This is a genomic window from Microcystis sp. LE19-84.1B (assembly GCF_027531875.1).
Taxonomy (GTDB): Bacteria; Cyanobacteriota; Cyanobacteriia; order Cyanobacteriales; family Microcystaceae; genus Microcystis; species Microcystis panniformis.
Genome location: NZ_JAPZSR010000102.1, coordinates 1 through 5287, shown reverse-complemented (window position 1 = coordinate 5287; position 5287 = coordinate 1). Strand labels below are relative to the sequence as shown.

The following is a 5287-nucleotide window of genomic DNA, read 5'->3' as shown; positions in this document are numbered from 1 at the left end:
CATTCTAGCAAATGGAGAGAATTCTTGTCCATTAAGAAATGTTACAAATTACATGGGTACATTAAGAAAAGTTAAGGGCTATATCCATTGATGGATAAGGGTTTTCGGCTATTATGGTATATATGTATGGGGGAAGTTCAGGTATAATCCCTTGCTGCCAATTAAGTAGGGAGGCACAATTATTTGTAGGATGGGTTAGCGGTAGCGTAACCCATGCGGGCGTTGGGTTTCATGCTTCAACCCAACCTACGTTCATCTTATATTTAATTCCACCCACCCACTTAGCATAAAATACGATTAATTGACCAGAATTTTGGGGCGATAGTTTATGGAACGCGGGTTATTGTGGACACCTTTATTAATTCTATTTATTTGGTTGGCTTGGAGTGGTTGGAATGAATACCAAAAAGTGGAAATCTATCGATCATGGGCGGAAAACTTCGAGCGAGCTAAGTATGATATATATTCTGTCTTAGGTCAAAAAGATAAAATTATCACTTGGGGAAAACCAACTCGTAAGGGAGTGATTAATTTACAAACTTTTTCCCTAGAGGAGGTCAAAGAAATCCGTCTGTTAGTTAATAATCAAGTGGTGGATTTAGATGCTCTTCCCCCCCAAGGTTCCCCTTGCCTAGAATTTATTTTTAAAGAGCGATCGCCTGAAAAAATTCCCTTTACTGAGGTTGAATTGGCTAGTGGGTGGGCGAAATTTTTACAACAACAAATCCTAATTTAATGGCGATAATTTCTAGCGCAATCTTCCTGAGCGCAGGATACCGACAACTAACCATAAACCGATAAAACTAGCTGTAGCAAATAATACGGTACTGATAATAGTTAATTGCCGAGATTGGGCGCTGGCCGTAACAATAGCAGCCCCGATAATTAAGGAACCAATAATCACACTAAAAGCTAGTCGATTGGCGGAATTATCTAAACTGCGACGGAGATTATCTAATTCCCGAATTTTCAGATTAACATTTAAAGTTTCCGAGGTTAAACCATCTAGTAAAACTTCGATTTGACGGGGAGATTTCAGGGAAAAAGATTTCAAGTCTAAAACTGTTCTTAGGGCAGTTTGTAGGGGAGTGCTACCGATTAACTGTTGTTCAAGAATATTAGTTAATAGCGGTTTGACTTCTTCTAGGATATTAATATCAGGATTAAATTTTCGGGCAGTTCCTTCTAGATTAGCGAGACTTTTGGCGAATAAACCTAAATTACCCGGAAGTTTAATTCTATTGCGACGGGCAACTTGCAAAAGTTCATAAACTACCTCACTAAAGTTAATTTGATTTAAATTGAGGTTATAATATTTTCGCAGCATCCGCTCATAATCCACCTCTAATTGTACTAAAGTAATCGGAACGACTGACTCGGACAGTTTAATAGTTAGTTGACTGCATCTTTTCGCATCTAAGTCAACAATTGCTAATAACAATTCTGTTAAAATTTGTTGAGTTTGCGGGTCTAATCTGCCCACCATACCACAGTCAATTAAAGCTACTCTACCATCATCAAGATAGAAAATATTACCCGGGTGAGGATCGGCATGAAAGAAGCCATCAATATAAATTTGTTGAAAAAATGACCGAAACAAAATCCTAGTTATTTCGCTTTTTCTTTGGGAAATTGCTTGCTCAGTTGCTGGTCTAGAAACATCGGCCTCTAAAATTTGTTTTCCCTCTAACCATTCTAACACTAATATCTTGGAATTAGTTAAGTGCCAATAAATTTTAGGAATAACTAACTGTTTGGGTTCTGACCAACGACTCTGGGTTAAATTATAGCGTAATTGGTCAGTATAATGACCTTCTTGGGTGAAATCTAATTCCGCATTGACTGCTTTAATAAACTCCTCTGCTAAGTTAACAACGTCATAACTTTGACCAAATTCTGTTAGGGCAACTAAATCAGCAATTCCCTTAATTAAGGCACTATCTTGGGCGACAATTTTTTCGATCCCCGGACGTAAGACTTTAATCGCTACTTCCTCCCCGGATAATAAAGTTGCCCGATGAATTTGCCCGATCGATCCTGCGGCGATCGGTTGGGTATTAATATACTTAAATACCTGTTCGATCGGTTTGGCTAACTGTTCAGTGATAACTATTTCTATATCTGTCCAAGCAACGGGAGGAACTTGCGCTTGTAGGGCAGTTAAAGCCTCGATATAATTAGCAGGTAGCAGATCGGGACGGGTACTAAGTAACTGTCCCAATTTGACATAAAAAGGACCCAATTCCACGAGGATTTTTTTGAGAACTTCTGGGGTAGGAATCTGGGGATTTTCTGTTTTTCCTAGGGTTAAAACCCCGCGCATATAGTCCCAACCGTTGCCGAGAACTATCTCAAGGATTTCTTTTTGTCTTTGACTGGTTTGGGGGAGTGAGAACACGGTATTATCAGTTATCAGTTATCAGTTATCAGTAAGTTAGAACGTAGGTTGGGTTGAAGCATGAAACCCAACGCCTTAGTAGATTTACAAAAATGAGATGCACCCCTTATCGATCCTATAACAATTTCTCTAATTTGGGATCGGTTTGTAATTGTTTGAGAACCTGTTTAATATCTTGGGTACGATCTTTGTGGACAACGAGAGTCGCTTTCCCGTCGCGAACAATTACCAGATCTTTTAAACCAATAGTAACGATCGCTTCCTCCTCATCACTAGCATAGATAATAGCCCCTTCCGTGTCCAAACCGACATGATTGGCCAGTTCAATATTTTTGCCCTTTGCTTCTAGTAATCTTTCCAGAGAATTCCAATCTCCCAGATCATCCCAACCGAAATTAGCGGGTAAAACGTAAGCGAGTTGGGTTTTTTCCATCAAAGCATAATCAATACTTTTTTTCTCTAAATCCTCATAGGCAGCGATGCCCCGATCGCTCAGAGGTTGTAAAATATTATTAGCATGGGTTTTTAGCTCCTCTAAAACCACTTGTCCCTGAAAGATAAACATTCCGCTATTCCAGCTAAAAAGTCCCGTTTCTAGGAATTTTTCGGCCGTGGTGCGATCGGGTTTTTCTGTAAAACGACTCACTTTATAGACGGGTAAATCATTAAATTCGCCCTGATTTTCTCCCTGTTCGATATAACCGTAACCAGTGGAGGGATAATCGGGTTTAATCCCTAAAGTAACGATCGCTTTTTGGCTGACGGCCACTTCTACGGCCGCTTTTAAAGTGTTAATATAAGCCTCTTGATCACCAATATAATGATCGGCAGGAAAAAAACCGATCGCCACTTCTTTACCATAACGTTTTATCACTTCTAAAGTAGCCCAAGTCACAGCCGGGGCGGTATCCTTGCCCACCGGTTCCACTAATAGGTTACTCTCCGGTAAATCGGGCAGTTGTTCCCGGACTCCATCAGCGATCGCACTAGCGGTAATTACCCAGAGATTTTCCCAACCTGCCCCTAAAGATAATAGACGATCGGCCGTTGCTTGTAAAAGACTGCGACCACTACCATCAAGACAGAGAAACTGTTTCGGACGCGCTAGACGACTGAGGGGCCAAAAACGTTCCCCTTTACCCCCGGCGAGAATGACTGGAACAAGCGACTGATTCATAAAAATTGACACTTATCGGTTAAGCTGAACCGATTGTATCAGACGGCAGCGAGGGTTTTCCTGACCCAAAGCTAAAAAGCGGGCAAATAACCCGCTTTCTAGCAAAAATAACCGAAATATTGCGATTAGAAATTCATTTCGGCCGCTTGTACTGTTTCCACTTGTTTTTTCTTAATAACTAAGAGGATTTGACATAGCATAATGCCACCGAGGAATAAGACTAATCCTTTGATCCGGCCGGGATTTTGTAGGACAACTTCCGTCTCTTTTTGACCAAAACCGCCGACATTGGGGTTACTGGTTAAAAATTGTCCCACTTCGATCGCTTGACCTTCCGAGACGATTAACTCAGGTCCTGGGGGAATATTTTCCACCACGGGGCCAGCTTGGGAAGCGATGGTCACTTCATAACCACCGGCTTCGGTTTTGCTGATCTGGCTAATTGTACCGGCAGCACCCGCTTTGAAGGCGTTATTATTGCTAGGTTCACCGGTGGGGTACACTTGGCCGCGACCGCGATTGGCCCCTAAATGCACAGCATATTTGCCGAAGTGAATACCCTTATTTTGGCTAGGATCGGGGGCCAGGACGGGGAAAACGATTTCTTTGTATTGATCCCCGGGTAAGGGGCCGACGATAACCACGTTATCTTGACCTTCTTTGTAGGATTGGAAATAGACTCCACCGAGTTTTTCCTGCATTTCTTCGGGAATGCGATCGGGGGGCGCGATTTTAAAACCATCCGGTAGCATTAAGACTGCACCGACGTTTAAACCTCCCTTGGATCCGTCTCCTAACACCTGTTGACTGGCGGGATCGTAGGGGATTTTTACTACTGCTTCAAAGACGCTATCGGGTAATACCGAGTGGGGGATTTCAATTTCGGCGGGTTTTTGGGCTAAATGGCAGTTCGCGCAGACAATCCGACCGGTTGCTTCTCTGGGGGTTTCCGGGGCGGTTTGTTGCGCCCAAAAAGGATATGCTTGGGCAGATTGGGGGTTAATGACATCGCTGGTTAGGAGTAGGGAAACGGTAGCGATCGCCACGAGGACAGCTTTCACTAGGGCCTGTCTGTGGACTTGCGGGAAACTTAAAAAGTTGAATGTTCTCATCGAAAAACTGGGTCTGAAACCCCGCCCTTTAGCGATAGCGGAGGGCGGCTTTATATAAGTTAGCGAGAAACAATTAAACCGTTAGAATGACGGATTAACTGAATCTTGCTAACAGCCATCTGTCCCAATCGTTTCCAATTAGTATCGCTTACAGATAGCTGTTTTTCGGTATCTCCACTAACATAACCAATTCCTTTGGGAGAAGAAACTAAATCTCCTTTACGGAACCCATGTCCTGTGGTAGAGCCACCATATTTACGTCGTTTACCACCTTTGGAAAAAACCATCAGGTGAAGTTGACGACGACTAATAGGAGGACGTTTGATGACAGCAAAGGGAGCGTTTGTTACTTTGACAGAACCTTTCCAATCGTATCCATGTCCACTAGAATTGTGGAATGGCAAATAATCTAAAAACTGAAAACAGGCAAGAGCAATGCCATCGTTAGCATGACTTTCTGGTGATTGTTCTGCTTTATTTTTCGACTTTTCTAGTCGCAAATATTTTCTGAGATTAGAGGTTTGCCAACCAAAGCGAGTATGGACTGTTGCCAATTGAGACAGTTGCTCAATAGCCCATTTTTGTCCGAGCATAACCGGC

General features: G+C 42.4%; 4 protein-coding genes and 1 pseudogene. 1 reads left to right on the top strand and 4 read right to left on the bottom strand.

Annotated features, from left to right (window positions below; genetic code table 11):
- The first annotated feature begins 328 nt into the window (after nt 1-328).
- The gene (locus tag O9324_RS06050) at nt 329-736 is read left to right on the top strand and encodes a hypothetical protein (RefSeq protein WP_288139728.1); all 408 of its coding nucleotides are present in this window, start codon (nt 329-331) and stop codon (nt 734-736) included.
- Nucleotides 737-748: 12 nt separating this feature from the next.
- Here O9324_RS06050 and O9324_RS06045 read toward each other — a convergent pair whose 3' ends face one another.
- From O9324_RS06045 to O9324_RS06030, 4 genes and pseudogenes are all read right to left on the bottom strand, one after another.
- Nucleotides 749-2398 (bottom strand): ABC1 kinase family protein, encoded by a 1650-nt coding sequence (locus tag O9324_RS06045; RefSeq protein ID WP_287628695.1) that lies wholly within the window; start codon nt 2396-2398, stop codon nt 749-751.
- 115 nt (nt 2399-2513) lie between these two features.
- Entirely contained in the window at nt 2514-3575 is a 1062-nt protein-coding gene (locus O9324_RS06040; protein ID WP_002768464.1) for a mannose-1-phosphate guanylyltransferase, read from the bottom strand.
- A 125-nt stretch (nt 3576-3700) separates the two neighbouring features.
- On the bottom strand, nt 3701-4687 hold the full coding sequence (petA, locus tag O9324_RS06035) for a cytochrome f (protein WP_002768466.1): 987 nt from the start codon (nt 4685-4687) through the stop codon (nt 3701-3703).
- A 59-nt stretch (nt 4688-4746) separates the two neighbouring features.
- Nucleotides 4747-5287: pseudogene (locus tag O9324_RS06030) on the bottom strand (RRXRR domain-containing protein); the annotation flags it as partial.

What these genes read in the sequence shown, in the direction of transcription:
- petA (WP_002768466.1), bottom strand. Translation starts at nt 4,687, where the DNA reads ATGAGAACATTCAACTTTTTAAGTTTCCCGCAAGTCCACAGACAGGCC.
- O9324_RS06050 (WP_288139728.1), top strand. Translation starts at nt 329, where the DNA reads ATGGAACGCGGGTTATTGTGGACACCTTTATTAATTCTATTTATTTGG.
- O9324_RS06040 (WP_002768464.1), bottom strand. Translation starts at nt 3,575, where the DNA reads ATGAATCAGTCGCTTGTTCCAGTCATTCTCGCCGGGGGTAAAGGGGAA.